Annotated in this window: 26 protein-coding genes; 15 read left to right on the forward strand and 11 right to left on the reverse strand. The window is 41.4% G+C overall.

What is annotated here, in order from left to right; genetic code table 11:
• Positions 1–14: 14 nt before the first annotated feature.
• Positions 15–197 carry a hypothetical protein gene (locus ACN222_RS01030; protein WP_010994383.1) on the reverse strand — a complete coding sequence of 61 codons (183 nt, stop codon included), beginning with the start codon at positions 195–197 and terminating at the stop codon, positions 15–17.
• 322 nt (positions 198–519) lie between these two features.
• Between ACN222_RS01030 and ACN222_RS01035 the strand changes: the two genes are divergently transcribed.
• Positions 520–684 (forward strand): hypothetical protein, encoded by a 165-nt coding sequence (locus ACN222_RS01035; protein ID WP_158303707.1) that lies wholly within the window; start codon positions 520–522, stop codon positions 682–684.
• A gap of 9 nt (positions 685–693) precedes the next feature.
• Here ACN222_RS01035 and ACN222_RS01040 read toward each other — a convergent pair whose 3' ends face one another.
• Positions 694–2292, reverse strand: coding sequence for an alkaline phosphatase D family protein (locus ACN222_RS01040; RefSeq protein WP_010994384.1), 1599 nt, complete (start codon positions 2290–2292; stop codon positions 694–696).
• A 349-nt stretch (positions 2293–2641) separates the two neighbouring features.
• On the opposite strand from ACN222_RS01040, the gene ACN222_RS01045 reads away from it, so the two are divergent.
• The gene (locus tag ACN222_RS01045) at positions 2642–3193 is read left to right on the forward strand and encodes a PEP-CTERM sorting domain-containing protein (RefSeq protein ID WP_010994385.1); all 552 of its coding nucleotides are present in this window, start codon (positions 2642–2644) and stop codon (positions 3191–3193) included.
• Positions 3194–3254: 61 nt separating this feature from the next.
• Here the strand turns inward: ACN222_RS01045 and ACN222_RS01050 are convergent, their stop codons facing one another.
• The 3 genes from ACN222_RS01050 to ACN222_RS01060 all read right to left on the reverse strand — a co-directional run bounded on the left by ACN222_RS01050 (position 3255) and on the right by ACN222_RS01060 (position 5304).
• A complete protein-coding gene (locus ACN222_RS01050; protein ID WP_010994386.1) occupies positions 3255–4376 on the reverse strand; it encodes an AI-2E family transporter in 1122 nt (373 codons plus the stop codon).
• A gap of 75 nt (positions 4377–4451) precedes the next feature.
• Entirely contained in the window at positions 4452–4892 is a 441-nt protein-coding gene (locus ACN222_RS01055) for an NUDIX hydrolase (protein WP_010994387.1), read from the reverse strand.
• A gap of 31 nt (positions 4893–4923) precedes the next feature.
• On the reverse strand, positions 4924–5304 hold the full coding sequence (locus tag ACN222_RS01060) for a hypothetical protein (protein ID WP_096637224.1): 381 nt from the start codon (positions 5302–5304) through the stop codon (positions 4924–4926).
• 222 nt (positions 5305–5526) lie between these two features.
• Here ACN222_RS01060 and folD point away from each other — a divergent pair, with 222 nt between their 5' ends.
• The 3 genes from folD to ACN222_RS01075 all read left to right on the forward strand — a co-directional run bounded on the left by folD (position 5527) and on the right by ACN222_RS01075 (position 8105).
• The gene (folD, locus tag ACN222_RS01065) at positions 5527–6426 is read left to right on the forward strand and encodes a bifunctional methylenetetrahydrofolate dehydrogenase/methenyltetrahydrofolate cyclohydrolase FolD (RefSeq protein WP_010994389.1); all 900 of its coding nucleotides are present in this window, start codon (positions 5527–5529) and stop codon (positions 6424–6426) included.
• 148 nt (positions 6427–6574) lie between these two features.
• Positions 6575–7504 carry a geranylgeranyl diphosphate synthase CrtE gene (crtE, locus tag ACN222_RS01070; RefSeq protein WP_010994390.1) on the forward strand — a complete coding sequence of 310 codons (930 nt, stop codon included), beginning with the start codon at positions 6575–6577 and terminating at the stop codon, positions 7502–7504.
• Between the two features lie 130 nt (positions 7505–7634).
• Entirely contained in the window at positions 7635–8105 is a 471-nt protein-coding gene (locus tag ACN222_RS01075; protein ID WP_010994391.1) for a divergent PAP2 family protein, read from the forward strand.
• An 18-nt stretch (positions 8106–8123) separates the two neighbouring features.
• Here ACN222_RS01075 and ACN222_RS01080 read toward each other — a convergent pair whose 3' ends face one another.
• The 6 genes from ACN222_RS01080 to ACN222_RS01105 all read right to left on the reverse strand — a co-directional run bounded on the left by ACN222_RS01080 (position 8124) and on the right by ACN222_RS01105 (position 13934).
• Entirely contained in the window at positions 8124–8762 is a 639-nt protein-coding gene (locus ACN222_RS01080) for a hypothetical protein (RefSeq protein ID WP_010994392.1), read from the reverse strand.
• Between the two features lie 220 nt (positions 8763–8982).
• Positions 8983–9312 carry an MgPME-cyclase complex family protein gene (locus ACN222_RS01085; protein WP_044522660.1) on the reverse strand — a complete coding sequence of 110 codons (330 nt, stop codon included), beginning with the start codon at positions 9310–9312 and terminating at the stop codon, positions 8983–8985.
• Positions 9313–9420: 108 nt separating this feature from the next.
• Positions 9421–10140 (reverse strand): hypothetical protein, encoded by a 720-nt coding sequence (locus ACN222_RS01090; protein ID WP_010994394.1) that lies wholly within the window; start codon positions 10138–10140, stop codon positions 9421–9423.
• 112 nt (positions 10141–10252) lie between these two features.
• The gene (locus ACN222_RS01095; protein WP_010994395.1) at positions 10253–10972 is read right to left on the reverse strand and encodes a pyridoxine 5'-phosphate synthase; all 720 of its coding nucleotides are present in this window, start codon (positions 10970–10972) and stop codon (positions 10253–10255) included.
• Positions 10973–11130: 158 nt separating this feature from the next.
• Complete coding sequence (locus ACN222_RS01100) at positions 11131–12888, reverse strand: putative bifunctional diguanylate cyclase/phosphodiesterase (RefSeq protein ID WP_010994396.1); 1758 nt, start codon at positions 12886–12888, stop codon at positions 11131–11133.
• A 311-nt stretch (positions 12889–13199) separates the two neighbouring features.
• Positions 13200–13934, reverse strand: coding sequence for an isopentenyl transferase family protein (locus ACN222_RS01105; RefSeq protein WP_010994397.1), 735 nt, complete (start codon positions 13932–13934; stop codon positions 13200–13202).
• A gap of 266 nt (positions 13935–14200) precedes the next feature.
• On the opposite strand from ACN222_RS01105, the gene sixA reads away from it, so the two are divergent.
• The 10 genes from sixA (at position 14201) to ACN222_RS01155 (ending at position 23545) form a co-directional block, all read left to right on the forward strand.
• A complete protein-coding gene (sixA, locus tag ACN222_RS01110; protein WP_010994398.1) occupies positions 14201–14695 on the forward strand; it encodes a phosphohistidine phosphatase SixA in 495 nt (164 codons plus the stop codon).
• 267 nt (positions 14696–14962) lie between these two features.
• The gene (locus tag ACN222_RS01115; protein WP_010994399.1) at positions 14963–16099 is read left to right on the forward strand and encodes a citrate synthase; all 1137 of its coding nucleotides are present in this window, start codon (positions 14963–14965) and stop codon (positions 16097–16099) included.
• Between the two features lie 465 nt (positions 16100–16564).
• Positions 16565–17683, forward strand: coding sequence for an NADH-quinone oxidoreductase subunit NuoH (gene nuoH, locus ACN222_RS01120; protein ID WP_096637225.1), 1119 nt, complete (start codon positions 16565–16567; stop codon positions 17681–17683).
• Positions 17684–17771: 88 nt separating this feature from the next.
• On the forward strand, positions 17772–18356 hold the full coding sequence (gene ndhI / locus ACN222_RS01125; RefSeq protein WP_010994401.1) for an NAD(P)H-quinone oxidoreductase subunit I: 585 nt from the start codon (positions 17772–17774) through the stop codon (positions 18354–18356).
• 100 nt (positions 18357–18456) lie between these two features.
• Positions 18457–19065: an NADH-quinone oxidoreductase subunit J gene (locus ACN222_RS01130; RefSeq protein WP_010994402.1), complete on the forward strand. Its 609-nt coding sequence runs from the start codon at positions 18457–18459 to the stop codon at positions 19063–19065.
• 37 nt (positions 19066–19102) lie between these two features.
• A complete protein-coding gene (gene nuoK, locus ACN222_RS01135; protein ID WP_010994403.1) occupies positions 19103–19408 on the forward strand; it encodes an NADH-quinone oxidoreductase subunit NuoK in 306 nt (101 codons plus the stop codon).
• A gap of 6 nt (positions 19409–19414) precedes the next feature.
• Complete coding sequence (locus tag ACN222_RS01140; RefSeq protein ID WP_010994404.1) at positions 19415–20335, forward strand: NAD(+) kinase; 921 nt, start codon at positions 19415–19417, stop codon at positions 20333–20335.
• A gap of 322 nt (positions 20336–20657) precedes the next feature.
• Positions 20658–21461, forward strand: coding sequence for a GNAT family N-acetyltransferase (locus ACN222_RS01145; protein ID WP_010994405.1), 804 nt, complete (start codon positions 20658–20660; stop codon positions 21459–21461).
• Between the two features lie 184 nt (positions 21462–21645).
• On the forward strand, positions 21646–21870 hold the full coding sequence (locus ACN222_RS01150; RefSeq protein WP_010994406.1) for a hypothetical protein: 225 nt from the start codon (positions 21646–21648) through the stop codon (positions 21868–21870).
• 67 nt (positions 21871–21937) lie between these two features.
• Positions 21938–23545, forward strand: a complete 1608-nt coding sequence (locus ACN222_RS01155) for a glycosyltransferase family 39 protein (protein ID WP_010994407.1) — start codon at positions 21938–21940, stop codon at positions 23543–23545.
• The last annotated feature ends 11 nt before the right edge of the window (positions 23546–23556 follow it).

A 23556-nucleotide genomic window follows, 5' to 3' on the forward strand; every position in this document is an offset into this window, starting at 1 on the left:
ACTCCCCATATTGACTAAGGAGTCACATCTACGTAGCTGGAAATATTGGAATGAGAATCTTCTAACTCTATAGGAGATTGTTTGGGTAAATTATTTTGAGGTTTTTTGCTTGCCAAAATTACAGATAAAAGCCTTGGCAGTGCAAGACAGACAATAGCATTTACTAAAGTTAAGAGGATGCCGTCAATCAGACTCATAATATAGCTGCCTATTCCAAAAGTTTTTTATTATCTTTTATCTAGTGTGAAACATAATTGAGATGATTGATTAGAGGCAACAATTGAAATTTCTTCTGAAGTCTATAAGGTTAATGTATATATATTTTTATTAAGCAAAGTTTTTCGACATCCATAATCTAAACATCCTTCTTGAGAAGTAGTTATGATTCGGGTTTTTAGTAAGCACTTCAGTAATGAAAAAATCAGGACTAAAGTACTTACTACGAACTTATATAGGAATCCGATTTGATTTCTGTTGGCGTAGCCTGCGCTTACGCATAAAATTCTCAGTATCTGTAGGGTGGGCATTGCTCACCAAAACCATGAGCCGGTGGGCAATGCCCAACGCCACTTGCTCCAAGCCGGGAAACCCTTTCAGCAGTTACTCCACTTGGGGAAACCCCAAGACCGTACTGCTTCACCAACGCAGTGGCTCCCCTACGTGTATTTCAAAAATCAAGTATGAGTCCTATGTTTATGCTTCTGGTGGCAAATCTACACTGTAAACGATGTCTCCTGCTAAGTTACGTAGTGAGACAGTCATCACCTTCGATAAAGCATTAATTTTGACTGCGCCAAAGAATTGTAAGCCTTCACTGGGAGGTCGATTTGCTCTTGTACCTGGAGGAAGGCTTTGGAATACCAATTGTGGCCCAAAGGTATTTTCTAATTGGTTGGGGCCGAATGTACCCGCATTGAGAGGCCCGGCGACAAACTCCCAGAAAGGCTTGAAGTCTTGAAACTGGGCTTTGTTCGGGTCGTAATAGTGGGCGGCTGCATAATGTACATCAGCAGTTAGCCACACAACATTTTTGATATTTCTGTTTTTGATAAATCGGAGTAAGTCTGCCAGTTCTAATTCTCTACCTAATGCAGGGCCATCTCCATTAGCCCAAGCCTCAAAATCAGTGCTACCATCTCGAACTATCAGCCCCAAAGGCATATCACTAGCAATCACTTTCCATGTAGATTTTGATGTTAGCAGTTGCCTTTTCAGCCATTGCACTTGTGTAACACCTAACATTTGCGTATCTTTGCTGGCTGTTGGCTGACGGTTGGGAGTGTTGCGACCCCGGTAGGTGCGCTCATCCAGCATGAAAATGTCTAGTGCTGGGCCATAATTAAAGGAGCGATAAATCCTAGCTTGGTCTGTGTTATTGGTTGCATATTCGATAGGCATATATTCCAAAAAGGCTTGTCTTCCCCTTTGGGCCAGCAGATTAACATCCTTGACTGTATAGCGACTATCGTTGAGAATTTCGCCAGGATACCAATTATTTGTAACTTCGTGGTCGTCCCATTGTGCCAACATGGGGACTTCAGCGTTAAACCGTCGTACATTTTCATCTAGTAAGTTGTAGATATAGTTACCACGAAATTCTTTGAGGGTTTCCGCTACTTTGGATTTTTCTTCTGTAGTAATATTGCGCCATATATTCCCATCACCCAAGGATACTTGTGATTGAATTGGGCCGTCAGCGTAAATATTATCGCCAGAATGAATGAAAAAATCGGGGTTTAATTGGCGCATGGTTTCATAAATTTTCATCCCACCAAAATCGGGATTAATACCCCACCCTTGACCAGCAGTATCCCCACCCCAAACAAATAATATGTCTCGTCCGAAGGTAGGGGGAGTGCGGAAAGTCCCATTCACAGGGGCGCTGCGGGTGTTTTGATTATCTAAATCCTGGAAAAGCACCCGATAAAAAATTTGTTGATTTGGGGGTAGGTTTCTCAGATTAATTCTGGCTGTAAAGTCGCTATTTTCTAAGGCGTTAGGCCCTAAAATGCGTTGCACATTACTAAAGGTTTCACTAGTGGAATATTCTACGATCATTTTGGCTGGGCGATCGCTCTTACTCCAAATGACCACACTATTATTTGTGATATCACCAGTAGCCACGCCGTAAGGTATGGCAGGGCGCATTGTATCAGAGGTGATAATTCCAGGCGCTTGGGCAAAAACTTGTGATTTTGCTACTAAATTTGTGGTGATAATACCGCCTGCTGTCATCGCCGAACGGAGAAAAAACTGGCGACGATTTAGCTTTAATTGATGATTTGATTCCATATTAATTAATGGCAAGCTGAAGCAAAGGTTTTATAGCATCAGTGTTTACCACAGCTAGTTATGACTAAAAGTAAAGACAGAGTTATCTCTGGGTTAATATATTTTCCTCACTCCTTTTATATATTAATTAAAGATAATTAGGTGTTGTTTTTCACCTTAAATTAAAGTTTACTTAACCTTAAAATTCAAAAATATCTACATATCTATCAATTAGTAAATTGTTTCTTTGATTCATCGTAAAGCATCAGCATCGAAACAATATTCAAGAAAGTAATGCAGTCTAATTTAGCTGATTAATCAACTTTGGAATCTGCATTGCTGACATATATTTATCAGGAGGAACCCAGATATGAAATTATTGCCAAAATTAGCCCTTACGGCTGCTAGCCTGACAATAGGTATTGCTACTATAGGCACACAAATTGCATCTGCGGCAATTGTTAATTACGCTTTTACCATTGATAGTCCCGCCAATAAAGGCAAGGGCTTTTTTAGTTTTGATGATTCAACTTTCAGTAATGACAGCATTCCTGAAGCTCTAGTACAGTCACTCTCTTTCCAATTTGATGGTGACTCTACCATTTACACCGAAAAAGATGCGATCGCTTACCCATTCTTTCCCGTAGTACTCTCAACTAAATACTTAACAGGAAAGCCAACTATCGGGTTAAGCTATTCATTTTATGATAAAACTAATCCGGCTGAACCAATAGTTTACGAAATCGTTGATAATAACTTTACAATCCTTTCCGGCACTTCCAGCAACACAGAAATTGGCTTTGGCACTGTAACTTATTCACAAATACCTGAGCCTGCAACTTTAGGTGGGACTCTGTTGACTTTTGGGTTTGTTGTTTTAGGGAAAAGAAAGTCAAAACTCATGAAAAAATCTCACCTGTAACTAATATATATTTGGTAATGGATACTAATCAATATTTGATTATTTTTCCTATTACCAAATATCATTCTTTTTTTGTGAATAATTCTATTGAAGAAACGTTAACATCAATTTCTACTTTTCTAGGTTCTACATCCAGGGCATTTATCGCGTTTAATTCTCCCGAACGCCAACTGTCAGCGATATCCTTAATGAAACTAGCTGTAGGAATGGCAATTAATAAACCTAAGACACCGCCTAATTTAGCACCTAGCAGCAAAGAAATAACTACCCAAACAGGATTTAAACCAGTTAAATTACCCAGAATTCTTGGTGCAATAAAATTAGAATTTACTTGGTCAATGGCAACAGCTACACCTAAAACTTCCACTCCTAACCAAAAGTTTTGTAGCGCCACCAATAGACTAACTATAGAGATACCGATACCTGTACCAAAGGGGAAAAGAGAAAATAAACCAATTGCCAAACCAAAAAGTAAAGCCAACGGTACTCGCAGCGTTACAAATGCCAACGTAATAGTCAGCCCCAGTATAGCCCCTAAGGTAGCTTGTCCAATAAAGTAATTGTGAAAGTCCTCACGCAATATTTGCCGCACCTTAGAACCAATATGGGTAGGAAACCATTGATAAAGACCATCCCAAAGGCGATCGCCATTTAATACCATATAGATAGTCAATACCACCGTCAGCAGCACATTGACCACAACACCAATCGTATCAAAAGCAAAACTCAGGATTTTCCCCGTCACAGACTGTAATTGGCTGGACACCTTCTCTAAAAGCTGCGTCACTAAACCACTTAAATTTACAGGTAACTGTTGGGTAGCTGCCCATTTTTGGAATGCGTCAATCTGTTGACCCCCAGAATCAATCCAATAGGGCAGAATATTCACCAGTTCATTGATCTGTTCTATGATGAGGGGGACTAAAGTCACGCCTAAACCGACTAAAATCACTACAGCTAACAGCAATACACTGCCAATAGCCAAGTTGCGTTTTACACCCCGTTCTTGGAAAAATTGGATTGGGTAGTTCAAAACAAAAGCCAGCAAAACAGCAGCTGCAAAAACATTCACCAAAGGTTGAAAATACTGCACAACCTGAAGCAACAGCCAACCGTTGAGAATGGCGACAGGAAACGCCAAACCAATAGTTAACCATCGGGGAAATTTATTTACTGACTGCATGAGCGAAGACTCCAGGGAACGGGGGACTGGGGATTGGGGATTGGGAAAGAACTAATAACAACTGACAACTGACAATTAACTAATAACTAGATCCTTTTCCATGAATTCTAATAAAATCTGCTGCGGTATTGCTCCTAGCGGTTTCTCTCCACCTGCGTTTGCCGAATAAAATTTACCTTTACGAATATCTTCTGGTGTCAATAAGCCCATATCCCAACCTTCATTTAACACCAGTTGATTAAATTCTAATAATAACGGCGCATGGAAGACATGACGCACTACTGCATCGTCAGCATAACAACCGAATTCAAAAAAAGGTGGGAGAATGTAGCCGATTTCTTCTAAAACTTCTCGCTGTACTGCTATATCTGGTGTTTCACCGGGTTCAATATGACCGCCAAACAGCGCCCAGTGAGCAGGGTAGGGAATATTAGGTACATCATCCCGTAACTGCATAAGAAATTTATTATCTTGGTAGAGGATGGCGATCGCTACGTGTATAGGTTGCTTACTCATAAAATTATCTTGGAAGTTTCTGTTACCAGTATTACTCTTCCACCAGATAAAGTTCCCCAAACTCTTCGCCAGCTATGGGAATGCTTTTGTACTGTACTTTACCTTTAAATACTACCGACTCTCCAGGTTTGAGATTATTCTGCTTAGTCAATACCCAGATTGTGCCAGTAGAATCATTAATTTTATACACCCATCGTTGCAATAAGGGAACCTGTTTTTCCACCTGACCTTGGATGTAAACTTTCGCTTGTTGATCTTGTGTTGATTTTATATTGCGAATTGGGGTGATATTGCGACCAAAGCTAATGTTACCGTCCTTCCATTCCGATACATTCACCGACGCGCAACTAAATACCCCTATTAGCAATGGAAACATCAATCCCAGACTGTGAATTTTTTTCGTTTGCCGCATAAAATTTACTAATTAGTCATTAGTCAGTTGTCAGTTGTCATTATTTTTCCCCTACACCCTTACACCCCTAAACCCCTACCTCTTCCCACTCCCTGATATGAGAAAATAAACAATATAGTCTAGTGGTAAAAAAGACGCTACGGCATCAGATGGTAACGCCAACCATCATAATTACTGCTGACAAATAAAATTTGCACCTAAGCGCATCGTCTGGGAATTCTCATGGAAACAAAAACTGCCAAAATTCTTGATGGTAAAACTTTAGCTGAGAAAATTCAAAAAGAACTGACTGCTCAAATCATAGACGCACAAGCTAAAATTGGTCGTCCTCCTGGGTTAGCAGTATTGATGGTTGGAGATAACCCAGCCTCAGCAGCCTATGTGCGTAACAAGGAAAAATCCTGCGCCAAAGTGGGTATTGCTTCTTTTGGCAAGCATTTTCCCCAAGAAACCACCCAAACAGAATTAGAGGATGTGATTGCTGCACTCAACCAAGACGAACAGGTAGATGGCATTCTCGTACAATTGCCCTTACCTGAACATTTAGATGCGGTGAAACTGCTGCATCAAATAGAACCGGATAAAGATGCTGATGGACTCCACCCAGTTAATTTAGGGCGGTTGGTGCGTGGGGAAAAGGGTTTACGCAGTTGCACCCCTGCTGGAGTCATGCGCCTATTGGCAGAATATGAAATTTCTTTGCGAGGAAAGCAAGCTGTGGTGGTGGGACGGAGTATTTTGGTAGGGAAGCCAATGGCTTTGATGCTCCTAGAAGCTGATGCCACCGTGACTATTGCCCACTCGCGATCGCAAGACCTAAAATCCATCACTCAAAATGCCGACATTCTCATTGCTGCTGCCGGGTTGCCAGGATTAATTACTGCTGACATGGTGAAACCAGGCGCTGTTGTGGTAGATGTGGGGATAAATCGCGTGAGTGATGCTCATGGCAAAAGTCGCTTAGTAGGCGATATTAATTTTGCATCAATTGCTGGTGTGGCAGAATATATCACCCCGGTTCCCGGTGGTATTGGCCCTATGACTGTGGCTTTGTTATTACAAAATACAGTCACCAGCTATTTACAAACAGCAAAAGAAAGCGGAGCCTTGGATGTTAAATGAAAAATTACAAATCGTAACATAAATCATCATTTATCATCCATCTTTGATGATTACTGAAGTATGAGTTAATCTTTCAGCTCCAGAGCATCTTAAAATTGTGACGTGTATGACAAACAGCCAAAAACAAAAAATTTAAGGAAATCCAAGAATGGTAGCAGCTGATAACCTCCGGAAGATGTCAGAGGAAGCCAAATTTAATCTAGTAGCTTATCTTAAAGAGCGGCAAAAACTTTGTGAAGCTGCTTTGGATGCAGCCATACCTATTATTTATCCAGAAAAAATTTATGAATCAATGCGCTACTCTCTATTAGCTGGAGGTAAGCGCCTGCGTCCGATTCTTTGTCTGGCTACCTCGGAAATGATGGGTGGGACAATCGAAATAGCTATGCCAACAGCTTGTGCTGTAGAAATGATCCACACCATGTCTTTGATTCACGACGACTTGCCAGCAATGGATAACGACGATTATCGTCGCGGTATGCTGACGAATCACAAGGTATATGGTGAAGATATTGCGATTTTGGCGGGAGATGGCTTATTAGCCTACGCTTTTGAGTTCGTAGCTATCCGTACTCCTGAAAGCGTACCTAGAGACCGAGTATTGCAGGTAGTAGCCCGTTTAGGACGAGCATTGGGAGCTGCTGGCTTGGTTGGGGGTCAAGTGGTTGACTTAGACTCAGAAGGAAAATCAGATACTTCCTTAGAAACACTCAATTTTATTCATAATCACAAAACAGCAGCTCTTTTAGAAGCTTGTGTAGTCTGTGGCGGCATTTTAGCTGGGGCATCATCAGAAAATGTACAAAGACTCTCACGATATTCTCAAAATATTGGGCTAGCATTTCAAATCATTGATGATATTCTTGATATCACTTCTACTCAAGAGCAATTAGGCAAGACTGCGGGTAAAGACCTTTTAGCGAAGAAAGTTACCTATCCTAGCCTGTGGGGAATTGAACAATCGCGCGTCAAAGCCCAACAGCTAATTGAGGCAGCTTGTACAGAACTAGAACCATTTGGAGAAGATGCACAGCCCCTGAAAGCGATCGCTCACTTCATCACTAGTCGTAATCACTAATCAAACATCCAGTTGTTGTGTTGACTCCCAAGTATATACAGGCGGAATACAGTAAAAATAATTACCACTGACAACCGACAACTAACAACTAATAACTACTGCTAATATTGACCAACCAAACCAAAACACCATGCAGGACATAGGCGAAATTTTAGACAACCGGGTGCTGCTGGTTGCTCTGGTAGCTTGTTTTGTCGCTCAAGCTTTAAAGCTATTTGTTGAGCTAATTAAAAATCGTAAATTGAATGTGCGCGTTTTAGTGACCACAGGCGGTATGCCAAGCGCCCACTCAGCGTTGGTAACATCTCTAGCCGCAGGTGTCGGACAAACTCTTGGCTGGGCGTCACCTGACTTTGCTTTGGCTACTGTTTTCGCCATCATTGTCATGTACGATGCAGCAGGAGTGCGCCAAGCTGCGGGTAAGCAAGCTCGTATTCTCAATCAAATGATTGATGAGTTATTTCATGAAAAGCCAGACTTTAGCCAAGACAGGCTTAAAGAATTGTTAGGACACACACCCGTGCAAGTGATAGCAGGTTCAGCTTTGGGTGTAACTATTTCCTGGCTAGCGAGGGCTTTATTTATAGTTAATAGTCCATAGTCAACGGTTAAATGGCTATCACCTCACAACCGATCGCAGTAACACTACATTACGACTATCTACCAACACAGCAAAGAAACCACGCTCATTCAGCCTTTGCAATGTGTTGTAGGCTTCTTGTTGGTTAGTGGTATAAACTGCCAAGAGGAAAGGGCGTTGTCCATAGGAGACCAAACCTACATTACCGCCTACAGCCTGTTGTACACTACTGACTAATTCTGGACGGTTGAAATAGTCCACCAATACAGCATATCCTTGACCTAAGGCTTGGGGATTATAAGTAATCCTGGGAGGTGTGGGCTGTTGAGGAGTTGGTGCTTGTCCTGGTCGTGTAGTAATAATGGCAGATAGTCCAACTATGGTGTTGATATATCTAGCCCAACGGTTAGCATCATCGATTTTTTTAAACCCGCCTATCCGCGTTACCGTATCATTCAGATATTGGCAGGTAGTAGTTTTAATTTCGTTCGGTAAAGCATTCCGTAACTGTGTGCGATTTTCCACCGTCGGACTGACTACCAGTAATAGATACTCGCCGGCGCTAGGGGGTTGGCAAACAGGGATAGATTGGGCGTTTGCAGAAGTTATGCTACCCATCAATCCCGCACCAGCGATCGCCAATCCTAATACACTAGGTAAAGTTGCAAATTTCTGCACAGAATTACGAATATATAAATAAATCAATTCTTTAAAAGATTCTATGTAGTTATTAGTCAATAGTCCATAGTCAAAAGTCAAAAGTCCATATTTCAAAACTGTTGACCCTTAAGAGTACTCTACCAGAAACCTTTCTCCTGCCGAGACGCTACCGCAAACGAGGAGCCAAGACAACAGAATCGCACTATCTCACTTTTGACCGTTGACTTTTGACTAATAACTAAGATGCTGTGGCTAAAGATGCCAAAGGATTAGGAATTGTTTCCGAAGGAGCCGAAAACTCACCTGTAACAACATACTCTAGCCGCAGTTTCAGCCAAGTAATAAATTGGGAATTAGTAGAGATAATAGCTGCTGCTGGCTGAGGACACTTTGCTTTAATATCTGCGAATTCTGGCGCTTCTAAAAATGCTGGTTGGGGAACTAACCAAAAATCAATTTCTTTTTCTTGTTCGTGGTAATGGCGAGTGCGTTCTTTCAGCACTTCTTCTATAGGTTCTTCTTGCAACAAAAAGCGGCGGCTAGCCAAAACGTAATAATATGTTTGCATTTTCATCCTCTGGTTACTAATAATTTTAGGTTACCGTATTGGGGGTATAGGGGTGTAGGGGTATGGGGGTCAACCCTTCTTGTCCTCACACCCTTACACCCTCACACCCTAACTCTTGGGAGATTTTTTAAACCAAGAACCAAAAGGACAACCTTTTCCTGCGGGTTTGCTATTTGCCTGTTTACCACCACCTGTTAACTTGTCTAAGAACAGCGTGTTGTCGAAATAGTGTTCCAAAGAAATAATTTTTAAGTCATCTGTGACATGAGCAACGCTCAAGCCGATGATCTCGATTGTCTCTCCAGTTGGTGCATAATCTTTGTAAGCACCTTGAAAATGTCCCCAGTGTCGCCATTTGAATGTTACAGTTGGTGGCCCTGAGTAGACTTCCAGTACTTCCCAAGGAAAGCCTTGAGGAAATGTTGTATGGAAGAGTTTAGCCGATGATTCAAAACTTTCTTGTGATGCTTTGTAATGTTCAGAATCCGCCATAAATAAATTGTAAGTACCTTGGGCAGATACATCTTCTGCTGTGAATTCTGCTCCCCCATTAGTACTAACGCGAAACTGGTCGTTGACAATTGACAGCCATTGCTGTGGATCAGTCTTAAAAGATACCTCCATCTCGAAGGTTCTGACTAAGTTCTGTACGATCGCCTCCAGTGTACCCTCTAGATGATTGCGTGTACTTTCATTGGCAAGATTTTCTTTAGAGCGAGAATAGTCTGGAGGAGTCTGATACCGCCATTGAACATCAGTACTTTCAGCAATTACCAGGTCTCTGTCCTGCACCCAAAGTGGAAGGTCATTAGATTGTGTTGCGCTCATAGAAGTCTCTTAAATTACCACAGATTTTCCAGATTACGCAGCTATCCCCTCAAGAGCCTAGAAACTAAAGATTAGGCATTAGAGGCTAAATTATTGATATCTTCCCTAATCCCTACTCCCCTCTTATCGCCTGTTTCATTTCCCGAACAGCTCTTTCTATTCCGACTAAAGCCGCTCGGCTGATAATGGTGTGACCAATATTGAGTTCTTCCATCCCTGGAAGTGCAGCCACGGGGTAAACGTTCCAGTAGGTGAGTCCATGACCAGCGTTGACTCGTAGTCCGGCTTTAATCGCTTGTTCACACCCTGCGGCTAAAAATGCTAGCTCTTGCTGACGGCTAGTCTCGTCGGTCGCCTCAGCATACCTGCCAGTGTGTAGTTCAATAAACTTTGCTTGTACCTTGACAGATGCCTCTATTTGTGATGGTTCAGCATCAATAAACAAGCTCACAGGAATGGCAGCATTCTGCAATTTACTGACGACCTCACCTATTCTAGCAATTTGCCCAACAATATCTAAACCACCTTCTGTAGTGACTTCTTCCCGTTTTTCGGGAACGAGAGTTACATAATCGGGTTTAATGTCAAGGGCTATTCCCACCATTTCATCTGTAGCCGCCATTTCCAAATTCAGGTGAGTACGCACAGTGTGGCGCAACAGTTGTACATCCCGGTCTTGGATATGCCTACGGTCTTCCCGTAGATGTACTGTGATGCCATCAGCACCACCTAATTCTGCCAGCACCGCCGCCGCCACAGGGTCTGGTTCCACCGTCCGCCGCGCTTGTCGAATGGTAGCGATATGGTCTATGTTTACCCCAAGAGTAGCCAAGGCGAATATCTCCCTATCCACAGTCATCAGAGTATTGATCTTACCTGAGAATTGTCTATAAATCGTATAATTTGGATGAGTGCTAACGGTAGAAGCTTTTTACCAAATAGAGAACCCATTAGCATAATGGTTTTAGTGCGATCGCCTAAAAATCACGCCTACCATTGGGGATTGCTAATAATTAATGCCTTTGCTGAATCGCTATCCAATGGTTCCGAGAAAAAGTATCCCTGACCATATTCACATTTCAACTCTCTGAGCCTTTGTAATTGCGCTGGTGTTTCCACCCCCTCGGCTGTTACATCCACACCCAGTTTGCTAGAGAGGGTAACTATAGTCTCCACAATGTGTAAATTGCCTGCTTCTACACCTCTCCCACTGACAAAGGACTGATCAATTTTCAACCCATTAATCGGAAAATTATGGAGACGACCTAGTGAGGAATATCCTGTACCGAAATCATCAATTGCTAATTCGATGCCTAAATTTCTCAGTTGATTAAGCATAGTAGTAGCATTTTCCCCATTTTCCATAATTACACTTTCTGTAATTTCCAATTTCAAACTCTGTGCATCTAAACCAGTGTCTTGTAGTACCTGATTAATGTCCTCCAGCAGCTTTTTTTGGCTGAATCGGGAACTACAAAGATTGATACTGATGCTCAGAGGCTGCTTATGTAAATCCGTTGATAGAGAGGGGATCTGTTCCTGCCACTGCCTTGTCTGACGACACGCCTCACGTAATACCCAGGCATCAATCGGGATAATCAGTCCGGTTTCTTGGGCAATTGGCATAAACTCCTCTGGGAAAACAATTCCCTGTTCTGGATGTAGCCAACGTACCAGTGCTTCAAAACCAGTAATTCTCCCGGTTGTCAGTGACACAATAGGCTGATAGTAAACTAGGAACTCATGACGTTCAATTGCTCTGCGTAAGTCGTTTTCTAACTGCAAACGTTCCACTATCTGAACGTGCATATCACTATTAAATATTTCGTAACACGCCTTACCCCGCGCCTTAGCTCGGTACATAGCAATGTCGGCGTTACGTAAAAGGTCTTCTGGTTGCTCATAACCAGTGGCGCTCAAGCTAATGCCGATACTAGCTGTGGTGAAAATTTCATGGCCACTTAGAACCACCGGAACTAACAATTTCTCCTGTATGCGCTCAACGACACGCACTGTGTCACTAATGTCTTGAATACCTTCCAGCAGAATGATGAACTCATCTCCGCCAAAACGCGCAGCTATATCTGTAGGTCGCAGACACTCTATCAGCCTTTGAGCAATAATCACCAGTAATTGGTCGCCAATTGTGTGTCCCAAGCTGTCGTTGATAAACTTGAAGCGATCCAAGTCGAGAAACAGTACAGCAAACAGATGATCCGAATATCGTTTTGCATACTCAACTGCACGTCTTAAGCGGTCTATGAATAAGACTCTATTTGGCAACCCTGTTAGTACATCATGTAGGGCATCATGAACTAATCGCTCTTCTGCTAACTTGCGATCGGTAATATCACGAGAATTAATCACTATACCCTTCACAGATGGCTCCGCCAGAAGATTACTACCAGTTGATTCGAGAAAACACCATGAACCATCTTTGCGCCGAAAACGTGACTCTACTAGTACAGTTGCGCCTAAATTTTGTATTAAGTAATTAAAGCTCTGAGAATTACTAGTAATATCGTCAGGATGAATAAAGTCAAAAGCGTTTTTCCCGACTAGTTCTTCTGGTTTATATCCTAAAATTCGCTCAATAGATGGACTTTCGTAGCGAATAGTTCCATCTGGTTCAAAAATACCAATGATGTCAGAGCTATTTTGAATCAGCGAACGGAATTTAGCTTCACTTTCACGCAGTGCCGCTTCAGCTTGATTGCCGTCAGTAATATCTTCGCTGATGCTTGTCATGCAGATGACGCTCCGTGTTGCCTCCCCATATCCAATATCAGGTCACTCAAAACTTTCGTCTCTGTAATGAAATGATAACAACAGTCTGCCAAGCTCTAGGACAAAGAATAGCACAGGCAGTGAAACTGTAAGGGAGTAAGAGTATCAATATTGAAAACTCTTACTCCTTTATACCCCTGAAAGGCTGACTGAAATCCTTAATTCTGATTTTTGATTGTTAAAATTTGGGTCTGATTGGTTTTGACTAGCAATCGATAAAAATTTTGTTCTTTTATTTGTGTTCTTTGGGCAAACGGAAGTCTTAGCACCATTTAAAGCGTCACAGTGCTAGCAAGCAAGGCTTGTTGTTGTTTATATTCGACTGCAAGCTGATCAAAGGCTTGACGTTGGTTTTGCGAGTACTGCATATAAGCTAAAAACATTTCCTGCATCAGATTAATGTAGAACGAATTATCTTGAAAACTCTTCCACATCTGATCTGGTGAGAGACCATATTTTTGGCACCAGTGTATCAATACGTCATAACCAACCACTGTTCGTACCAGTGCCAGTTTGTGAGGATCTTGCCATACCCTGGACAGCTCTTCTATCAGTGATGGTCGTCGGGGATTCGATATCAGTGCATTCTGCATCCGCCTCCACAATCGACTTTGATAAAGTTCCTCGTTCTCGACCTTCACGTACTCAATAGTGGTTTGATAATTTTCTAGAATCCGACTTTTCCATAAAGCTGTGCAGAGTGATATCGATCCTCCCTCCAGAATCAGCAATTTATGCTGTGACGAGAGCCGGTCGATGTGCTGCAAGGCCAAAGATAACGACTCAAGTGTATTCAAATTACCGTCAGCTAGTTGACGTTCTTCAAGATATATTCGAGTCGTTCCCTCAAGTTCATCAATCAGTGGCCTACCGCTACCAGTTGCTATTTCCTGATAAATCTGGATGCGATCTAGTACAATCACTGGAGCTTTGGTTTGTTTGGCTAAAACAACGGAGCGATCTGTCTTACCTACGCTAGTTGGGCCAAGAATTATATGCAATCGCATGAGGGTTTATACTTAATTTTGTGAATTTTTGTGCCATGAGCTTAAGGGAAGAAACTGGCTATGAACATGACATATTTACGGTAATTTTACTTCACATATCAGAAAATCTAGTATTAATACTGAAATAAAAATAAAATTTTAAATGATACATGATAGAGATTAGTAAAGTCACAGGTGTTGTAATTACGTATGCTGAGGTAAAATATAACTACTAGTATTTATCAGGAATTACAAGATATTTATGGCGATGGCTCACACCTAAAAATATGGAACTTTACCTAATTCGTCATGGCATCGCTGAAGCACAAAAAACTGGTATAAAAGATGAGGAGCGTGAGCTTACCCAGGAAGGAAAACAAAAAACTGAAAAAGTTGCTTACCGTCTCGTAAAATTGGGACGGCAATTTGATTTAATTGTCACTAGCCCGTTAATACGCGCTCGCCAAACAGCAGAAATTCTTTTAGCGTCTGGACTCAGTTGTCAGCTAGAAGAATCAAATCATCTTGCACCCAATGGCAATATCTTTAATTGGCTGGATTATTGGTTAAAACCCAAAAATTTTCCTGAAAATGCCCAAATTGCGATCGTGGGACATGAGCCTTGTTTAAGTAACTGGACAGAAATTCTCCTATGGGGGGAAGCCAAAGACAGCTTAGTCCTGAAAAAAGCAGGTATGATCGGATTAAAACTACCAGAAATAGGTTCACCTGTGGGTCGTAGTCAGATGTTCTGGTTGACACCACCCAGGTACTTGCTATAACTGTTCTCCAACTTTTACCCTAAGTAGGACTGACGCATGAAAACGAAAAATCGAGGGTTTTGGAGGGTTTGGGGTTTGGGGCTGTAGAGGTGCAGGATTCACAACCCTCACACTCCCGCACTCTTAATCCCTTCTACCCCCCTAAGGCGGAGAGTCTCGTTGCGTTAGTTCGGCCAAGAATTGTTGTGAGCTAGGCTAGTGTTATGGCGGCAATAATTTCTGGTAAGTTAGCTTGATCAGATATTTCACTAAGCAAATGGTGTTGCCATGATGGTGTGCGAATACAAGCCTGGTTTAGAAGGCATTCCCGCCGCCCAATCGAGTATCAGTTATGTAGATGGGCAAAAGGGAATACTAGAATATCGTGGCATCCGGATTGAGGATTTAGCCCAGCAAAGTACTTTTCTGGAGACTGCTTATCTTTTAATCTGGGGTGAGTTGCCAACAAAAGAAGAATTGCAAGTATTTGAGGAGGAAGTCCGTCTTCATCGGCGGATTAAATACCGGATTCGGGATATGATGAAGTGCTTTCCCGAATCTGGTCATCCAATGGATGCACTCCAAGCCTCTGCGGCGGCTTTAGGCTTGTTTTACTCCCGTCGAGATTTGCACAATCCTGCCTATATTCGGGATGCTGTAGTGCGGCTAATAGCTACTATTCCGACGATGGTAGCTGCATTCCAGTTGATGCGGAAAGGTAATGACCCCGTTAAGCCCCGTGATGATTTAGATTATTCCGCCAATTTTCTCTACATGCTCAACGAGAAAGAACCGGATGCTTTGGCGGCAAAAATCTTTGATATCTGCTTGATTCTCCATGTCGAGCATACGATGAATGCTTCCACCTTTAGTGCTAGGGTAACAGCTTCCACCTTGACTGACCCGTATGCGGTGGTTGCTAGCGCTGTGGGGACTTTAGGAGGGCCTTTACACGGTGGAGCCAATGAAGAAGTAATCCAGATGTTGGAAGAGATTGGTTCCGTGGAGAATGTGCGTTCTTATGTCGAGGAGAGGTTGCAACGTAAAGACAAGCTCATGGGCTTTGGACATCGTGTCTACAAAGTTAAAGACCCACGGGCGACAATTTTGCAAGGCCTCGCAGAACAGTTGTTTGCCAAGTTCGGCGCAGATAAGTATTACGACATCGCCCAAGAAATGGAACGGGTAGTCGAAGAGAAACTTGGTCATAAAGGGATTTATCCCAATGTTGACTTCTACTCTGGTTTAGTGTATCGGAAGATGGGTATTCCTACAGACTTGTTTACACCAATCTTTGCGATCGCTCGTGTTGCTGGTTGGTTAGCCCACTGGAAAGAACAACTCGAAGAGAACCGCATTTTCCGTCCTACCCAGGTTTACAACGGCAAACACAGTGTTACCTACACCCCCATTGACCAACGTTAAAAGCTGGGGAATAAGAGGTATCAAGTAGGGAAAGAGTTGTGATTTTTCTTAACTTGCCCCCAGTGTCGGGAATCAGTCAATCAATAGCCATCTGATAACCGTTACCAAAATGGAAGCGGTGTTTTTCTGATGCTTTTGTGAAGTCCTGGGAATCGGGGATAAAAATTAGGATTCAGAGGCAGCAGAGGAGGAAGGTTCAACAATCAATTACCCTCGGTCTTCTCTGCCTCTCTTCTCCCTATGCTTCCTCCAGCCCCATAGTCCCACTCAATCTTATCTATAAGTAGAAGTTCTCATAGAGTTACAAAAGCCTAAAACCATCCGGCGATATACTAGGCATGGGAAATGGCAACAAATCTTCAATCAGGTGTCATCTCAGCAGAGATATTAATGGGTGTGGTTGCAGGTATTAGTTTAACTAATGTTTGAGCTTCACCATGACTTGATGACTTAAAGAGCGAAAACATGAATTCAGGAATTGACCTCCAAGGAACGTTTATTAAATCCCTAATCGATTTAGGAATCCCACCCGGAACGGCTAAAGCGATTTGGATGCCTCTGCCCATGATCCTGATGCTGATTGGGGCGACGGTGGGCGTGCTGGTTTGTGTTTGGCTAGAACGGAAGATTTCGGCAGCCGCACAGCAACGGATTGGCCCTGAATACATTGGGCCTTTGGGCTTGCTAGCTCCGGTAGCCGATGGTCTCAAGCTGGTATTTAAAGAAGATATTGTACCGGCTCAGGCTGACCCTTGGCTATTTACTCTCGGCCCGATTCTTGTAGTCTTGCCAGTATTTTTGTCTTATTTGATTGTTCCTTTCGGACAGAATATTGTCATTACTAATGTAGGTACAGGGATATTTCTGTGGATTGCTTTATCTAGCATCCAACCCATTGGCTTGTTGATGGCTGGCTACTCTTCCAATAACAAGTATTCCCTACTAGGGGGTTTGCGAGCAGCAGCACAATCAATTAGTTACGAAATTCCCTTGGCGCTGAGTGTGTTGGCGATCGTTATGATGTCTAACAGCCTCAGTACTGTAGATATTGTTAACCAACAATCTGGCTACGGTATTCTGGGCTGGAACATTTGGCGACAACCCCTTGGTTTTATGATCTTTTGGATAGCCGCCCTTGCAGAATGCGAACGTTTGCCCTTCGACTTACCGGAAGCGGAAGAAGAACTAGTAGCAGGCTATCAAACTGAATACTCAGGGATGAAATTTGCGCTGTTCTACCTCAGTTCCTACGTTAACCTAATCCTGTCGGCTCTTTTGGTGGCAGTATTGTACTTGGGTGGTTGGGATTTTCCCATTCCCATCAATGTCTTAGCTAATTTGGTGGGAGTCAGTGAAGCAAATCCTGTATTACAGGTGGTCAGCGCTGCCTTAGGTATCACCATGACCTTAGTCAAGGCTTACTTTTTAGTATTTATTGCCATCCTCTTGCGTTGGACAGTACCAAGGGTAAGGATTGACCAGTTGTTAGATTTAGGATGGAAGTTTTTGTTACCAGTTGGTTTAGTGAACCTACTTTTAACCGCAGCCCTGAAACTGGCTTTTCCCGTCGCCTTCGGCGGGTAATCGGTAATCGGTAATCGGTAATGGAAAAATCATTACCAATTACCTGTTACCAATTACCAATTACCTCAAAAGAGTAGAGAGACACAAAATGCTAAAGTTCCTCAAGCAAGTTGGTGATTACGCCAAAGAAGCAGTACAAGCAGGTCGTTATATTGGTCAAGGGCTATCTGTAACTTTTGACCATATGCGCCGCCGTCCTGTCACCGTACAGTACCCTTATGAGAAACTCATTCCTGGTGAACGCTTTCGTGGTCGGATTCACTACGAATTTGATAAGTGTATCGCTTGTGAAGTCTGTGTAAGGGTTTGTCCTATCAATTTACCTGTAGTTGATTGGGAATTCGACAAAGCTACCAAGAAGAAAAAGCTTAACCACTATAGTATCGATTTTGGGGTCTGTATTTTCTGCGGTAACTGTGTTGAGTACTGCCCGACAAACTGTCTATCAATGACAGAAGAGTACGAATTGGCAACTTACGATCGCCACGAACTCAACTATGATAGTGTGGCTTTAGGTCGTCTCCCCTACAAAGTTACCGACGACCCAATGGTGACACCACTCCGGGAACTAGTTTACCTACCCAAAGGTGTACTTGACCCCCACGACCTACCCGCCAATGCACCGCGCCCTGGCGCACGTCCAGAAGACTTGGTAGAAAAAACAGAAGCATGATAGTAGTCAATAGTCGGTAGTCAGTAGTCAGTGGCAAAAAATATGAAATAGCGACTGACAACTGACAACTGACAACCAACAACTGACAGAGGAAAAAAAAGTGAATCTAGCAGAAGGAGTACAGGTTGTTTCCTTTGGCATACTAGCTACGATGTTGATCGGAACCGCCCTTGGTGTGGTTCTAGCAACCAGCATCGTCTATTCTGCCTTTTTACTGGGAGGTGTATTCATCAGTATTGCTGGAATGTACCTGTTGCTAAATGGTGATTTTGTCGCCGCCGCCCAAGTTCTAGTTTATGTTGGGGCGGTAAACGTGTTGATTTTGTTCGCTATTATGTTGGTGAACAAGCGGCAGGATTTTACACCTTATCCTAGCGCTGGGATACGGAAAGTTTTGACAGCGATCGTCAGCGTCGGATTATTTGCGTTGTTAAGCACTATGGTGTTAGCTACACCTTGGGCTTACTCGACCACTCCTAAAGTAGGAGATGGTTCGATAATTGTGATTGGGGAGCATTTCTTTAGCGACTTCTTGCTACCTTTTGAACTGGCTTCTGTTTTGTTGTTAATGGCGATGGTAGGAGCAATTATTTTGGCACGTCGTGAGTACTTGCCTGAAGTAACACCATCTGGCTTACCTCAAACCGTGTTGACATTACCAGAACGCCCCAGAGAATTAGTAGGTGCTGGTAGCGAAACTCAAGAGTAACAACAAGCCAGATTTTTCACAAGGAAGACAAAGATTCATGCAACTTCGGTACTTTTTATTACTTGCAGCAGCTTTATTTTGCATTGGCATTTATGGTTTGATTACCAGCCGTAACGCTGTACGCGTGTTGATGTCAATTGAATTATTGCTGAATGCTGTTAATCTGAATTTAATGGCATTTTCCAACTATCTTGACTCAACATTAATTAAGGGTCAGGTTTTCACAGTGTTTGTGATTACCGTGGCAGCTGCTGAAGCGGCGGTTGGTCTAGCGATCGTGCTGGCCATTTATCGCAACCGCGATACCGTCGATATGGAGCAGTTTAATCTCCTGAAATGGTAATTGCGTGTGCAACTCAAGCAGGTAATCATTGCTTATAAGGCGCGAGATTCCCAAAGCAAACGTTGGGCAGAACTCTGCGCCAAGCAGCTAGAAAATCGCAATTGTCAGGTCTTAATGGGACCTAGCGGGCCAAAAGATAACCCTTATCCGGTGTTTTTGGCTTCAGCTAGTCAACCAATCGACCTGGCAATTGTCTTAGGTGGTGATGGCACAGTCTTAACTAGTGCCAGACATTTAGCCCCAGCTGGTATCCCCATTCTCGGCGTAAATGTGGGGGGTCACCTGGGCTTTTTAACCGAGTCAGTTGATGAATTTCAAGACACAGAGAAAGTTTGGGATCGTCTATTTGAAGACCGCTACGCTATTCAACGGCGGATGATGTTGCAAGCGGCAGTTTATGAAGGACACCGAACGAATCTGGAACCGGTAACAGAACGATATCTTGGGTTAAATGAATTTTGCGTCAAACCAGCCTCAGCCGATCGCATGATTACCTCTATTCTAGAAATGGAAATTGATGGTGAGGTAGTAGATCAATATGTAGGCGATGGATTGATTATTTCCACACCCACAGGTTCAACTGGTTATACAGTCTCTGCAAGTGGCCCAATTATGCACGATGGTATGGAGGCAATTACCATCACGCCTATTTGCCCTATGAGTCTTTCTAGCCGTCCTCTCATACTTCCCGCAGGTTCTGTTGTCAGTATCTGGCCGTTAGGAGACTATGATTTGAGTACCAAATTGTGGATGGATGGGGTTTTAGCTACTTCAATTTGGCCTGCACATCGCGTTGATATCCGCATGGCTGATTGTCGGGCAAAATTTATTGTGTTACGGGAAAATAATTCCTACTATCAAACGTTGCGAGAGAAATTACTGTGGGCTGGTACTAGGGTTCGCTACACTAGTACTCAACACAATTGAGTAATTTATTTTGTAATTTTTAATTCGTAATTCGTAATTAATCATGAGATTACGAGTTACGAATTTTACTGAATATGAGTAGATGTTGAGTCAACAGTTATCTAAACTTGATATTCAGAAAATTCTGTATCCTAGTGCCAGATTTTGATGATCAGTTAGGTGCATAATAAAACGACATTACAACTTTTAACTTTTTGGATCAGGTTGTTTTCAAAAACTGCATGAGTGTCGCTTTGACACGCTAACACATAAAATGCTCTGTTTGTGTAGCAAGTAAATCCCAAAAGCTAGTATATCTTCACATCTTTAAGTTGGAAGACAGATGGAAATTTCATATCACCACATCAAGTACCCACTTCGTCCTCCTACTATTATCAAAGATTTCCCTATCCTAGAAACTGATAAATATATTCTTAAACTTGCTGAGAATGAAGAAGAATTAGCATCGATTTTTCGCTTAAGGTTTGAAGTTTTTAATGTGGAATTAGGTTTGGGATTGGCTGATTCTAACTTAACTAAAATGGATCAAGACGAGTTTGATGAAATTTGCCATCATTTGATGCTAATTTCTAAGCTTACGGGAAAAACTATAGGTACTTATAGAATGCAAACCTATAAAATGGCTTCTCAAGGATTAGGATTTGATGCTGCTGATATATTTGAACTGAAAACTATACCGGAATCTGTATTAAAGGTTTCTGTAGAGGTTGGGCGTGCTTGTATTGCTAAAGAATATCGTAGCTTTCAATCTCTTTTATTGCTATGGAAAGGTTTGGCTGACTATCTTATTTTGAACTGTAGCAAATATTTTTTTGGATGTGCTTCATTATTAACACAATGCTCTTGGGAAGCTGCTTGTGCTTATCATTATTTTGAACAACATAAATTTATACACAAGGATATTCTAGTATTTCCTCATTCACAATTTTATATAGATATTCCAGACAAGTCTAATGATGTTTGCCGTGTGGATATTCCTAATATTTTACAAGCATATTTAAATGTCGGAGCTAAGATTTGTAGTTTACCTGCAATAGACCGTGAATTTAAAACCATTGATTTTTTGACTATAGCGAATATTAAAGAATTTACCCGGTGGCATTATCCAAATTGTCTAGATAAGTAGGTCTCAAACACTAGTAAAACTAGTAACCCACATGAGTTACCCAAATTGCTCTAGAAAAAGTATGTTTAATTTGCGTAGTAATTAGAATTTGTGATTAAGTCATTAATATCTTAAAATAGCTTGTTTCTCAGTTTTTACGTAGTATATGTTTTTTTAACACTTAATTATCGTATCTAAACAAACTGTGGCAGTTCCTTTAACTGTTAATAATGATAAAACAATTATTGCCGAGGCAGAAAATTATGATGTTGACAGTATTAACCTGTACATAAATTTGCCTATATCAGAATTAGAGTTAATAATTGAAAATCAAAGTAATTATAGGGCTGCTATTACCATAGATAATGTGTTTGGGTGGGAATTAGTACTTATTTTTCCCAAATTATGTAGTGATCCTATAAATAATTGAGTACACTATGCAGAGGCTTCTATTGATTGGGTGCTTGTGAAATAAATAATTCTTGAGAAAAGTATGTATGCGGCATATAACACTCGTGCCGAGTTGGTTACGATTTTTAATGATTTTACTCTTAGTAATGTGTATATTATTTCGATTTGTATATGTTGATAGGAAAGTATATTCTTTAGATGAAACCTATACTTCGTTAAGAATTTCTGGCTATACTTTAGCTGAGGTAAAACAGCAGTTATTTAACGGTCAGGTAATCTCTAGCGAACAGTTTACAGAATTTCAAAGCCCTAATGGGAATAAAAATATTAGTGATACTGTGATGTCTCTCGTGATTGAAAGCCCAGAAAAATCACCGTTATATTTTATAATAGCTAGGTTTTGGGTAGAAACATTTGGCAATTCTGTAACTGTAATTAGATATTTATCAGCACTAATTAGTTTATTAGTTTTTCCGTGCCTTTATTGGTTTTGCCGAGAGTTATTTAATGTGACTTTATCGCTTCCTAGTTTAGCGATCGCTCTCATGGCTAACTCACCCATGCACCTAGTATACGCCCAAGAAGGCAGAGAATATATCCTTTGGTTAGTCACTATCATACTTGCTAGCACTGCATTACTAAGAGCGATACGTCTGCAATCCACACAAAAATCAGATCCCTTCACAACCTGGGGGGTTTATGTAATTACACTGGCATTGAGTTTGTATACTTGCTTGTGGACTATCTTTGTGGCGATCGCTCATGGTATTTATGTAGTATTAATTGCTAAACTACGCTTGACCGAAACTGTCAGATATTATTTGATAGCCACGATTTTTGCTTTTTTAGCATTTTTTCCTTGGTTATTGGTAGTTTTTGCTAAGTTTTTCCAATTTGTCCTCTCATCAGATGGCACAAATAGTCAAGACCCGAATATCATACCCCTAATTCCTTTCTTACTCATACAGATGAGTAGAAGTTTTTTTGATTTAAATATTAGTTTAGACAATCCAATTAATTATTTAATATCAGCTATTTTTTTAATTCTAACTGCATACGCTATTTATTTTTTATGTCGCACAACTAAATACCAAGTTTGGTTATTTATGATTACTTTAATTGTAGTGCCTGCTTTGCCATTAATCATACCAAGTTTAGCTTCTGGTCGCATTAGTTCGGGTTACGAACCATATTTACTACCGTCTTATTTAGGTGTGCAAATTATTGTTGCCTACTTACTCGCCACACAAATGTATAACGGTAATGTATCACATCGAAGAATCTGGCAAGTAATTATTGGACTTTTAATTATTTGTAGTTTAATTTCGTCTAGAGTGTATTACCAAGCAGACACTTGGTGGAGTAAGGGCGTAAGTGACGGTAATCCTCAAATTGCTAGATTTATTAATCAAAAATATCGTCCATTATTAATTACTAATTTTTCTGAGATTAATTATGGAAATGTTGTTTCTTTAAGTTATCTTTTACAACCGAAGGCAAGATTTCAATTAGTACAGGATCAAACTGTGCCGATCATACCTAATGATTTTAGTGATATTTTCCTGCTCAACCCCACAAATGCTTGGCGATTACAAATAGCTAGAAAGTATCAGTTGAAGCCAAATATTGTGTATGTAAATGACTATTATTTAGTTTGGAAATTAGTTCAACCTCCTTCAGACAGGAATTTTTAAATTACACCTTC

The sequence above is a fragment of the Anabaena sp. FACHB-595 genome (genome assembly GCF_048568275.1).
Classification (GTDB): Bacteria; Cyanobacteriota; Cyanobacteriia; order Cyanobacteriales; family Nostocaceae; genus Trichormus.

Excerpts from the sequence above, each read along its gene's own strand:
- sixA (WP_010994398.1), top strand. The coding sequence starts at position 14,201 with ATGGAACTTTACCTAATTCGTCATGGCATCGCTGAAGCACAAAAAACT.
- ACN222_RS01090 (WP_010994394.1), bottom strand. The coding sequence starts at position 10,140 with ATGAGCGCAACACAATCTAATGACCTTCCACTTTGGGTGCAGGACAGA.
- ACN222_RS01075 (WP_010994391.1), top strand. The coding sequence starts at position 7,635 with ATGCAGGACATAGGCGAAATTTTAGACAACCGGGTGCTGCTGGTTGCT.
- folD (WP_010994389.1), top strand. The coding sequence starts at position 5,527 with ATGGAAACAAAAACTGCCAAAATTCTTGATGGTAAAACTTTAGCTGAG.
- ndhI (WP_010994401.1), top strand. The coding sequence starts at position 17,772 with ATGCTAAAGTTCCTCAAGCAAGTTGGTGATTACGCCAAAGAAGCAGTA.
- ACN222_RS01145 (WP_010994405.1), top strand. The coding sequence starts at position 20,658 with ATGGAAATTTCATATCACCACATCAAGTACCCACTTCGTCCTCCTACT.
- ACN222_RS01055 (WP_010994387.1), bottom strand. The coding sequence starts at position 4,892 with ATGAGTAAGCAACCTATACACGTAGCGATCGCCATCCTCTACCAAGAT.
- nuoH (WP_096637225.1), top strand. The coding sequence starts at position 16,565 with ATGAATTCAGGAATTGACCTCCAAGGAACGTTTATTAAATCCCTAATC.
- ACN222_RS01030 (WP_010994383.1), bottom strand. The coding sequence starts at position 197 with ATGAGTCTGATTGACGGCATCCTCTTAACTTTAGTAAATGCTATTGTC.
- ACN222_RS01045 (WP_010994385.1), top strand. The coding sequence starts at position 2,642 with ATGAAATTATTGCCAAAATTAGCCCTTACGGCTGCTAGCCTGACAATA.
- ACN222_RS01050 (WP_010994386.1), bottom strand. The coding sequence starts at position 4,376 with ATGCAGTCAGTAAATAAATTTCCCCGATGGTTAACTATTGGTTTGGCG.
- nuoK (WP_010994403.1), top strand. The coding sequence starts at position 19,103 with ATGCAACTTCGGTACTTTTTATTACTTGCAGCAGCTTTATTTTGCATT.
- ACN222_RS01115 (WP_010994399.1), top strand. The coding sequence starts at position 14,963 with ATGATGGTGTGCGAATACAAGCCTGGTTTAGAAGGCATTCCCGCCGCC.
- ACN222_RS01100 (WP_010994396.1), bottom strand. The coding sequence starts at position 12,888 with ATGACAAGCATCAGCGAAGATATTACTGACGGCAATCAAGCTGAAGCG.
- ACN222_RS01085 (WP_044522660.1), bottom strand. The coding sequence starts at position 9,312 with ATGCAAACATATTATTACGTTTTGGCTAGCCGCCGCTTTTTGTTGCAA.
- ACN222_RS01105 (WP_010994397.1), bottom strand. The coding sequence starts at position 13,934 with ATGCGATTGCATATAATTCTTGGCCCAACTAGCGTAGGTAAGACAGAT.
- ACN222_RS01040 (WP_010994384.1), bottom strand. The coding sequence starts at position 2,292 with ATGGAATCAAATCATCAATTAAAGCTAAATCGTCGCCAGTTTTTTCTC.
- crtE (WP_010994390.1), top strand. The coding sequence starts at position 6,575 with ATGGTAGCAGCTGATAACCTCCGGAAGATGTCAGAGGAAGCCAAATTT.
- ACN222_RS01155 (WP_010994407.1), top strand. The coding sequence starts at position 21,938 with ATGCGGCATATAACACTCGTGCCGAGTTGGTTACGATTTTTAATGATT.
- ACN222_RS01060 (WP_096637224.1), bottom strand. The coding sequence starts at position 5,304 with ATGCGGCAAACGAAAAAAATTCACAGTCTGGGATTGATGTTTCCATTG.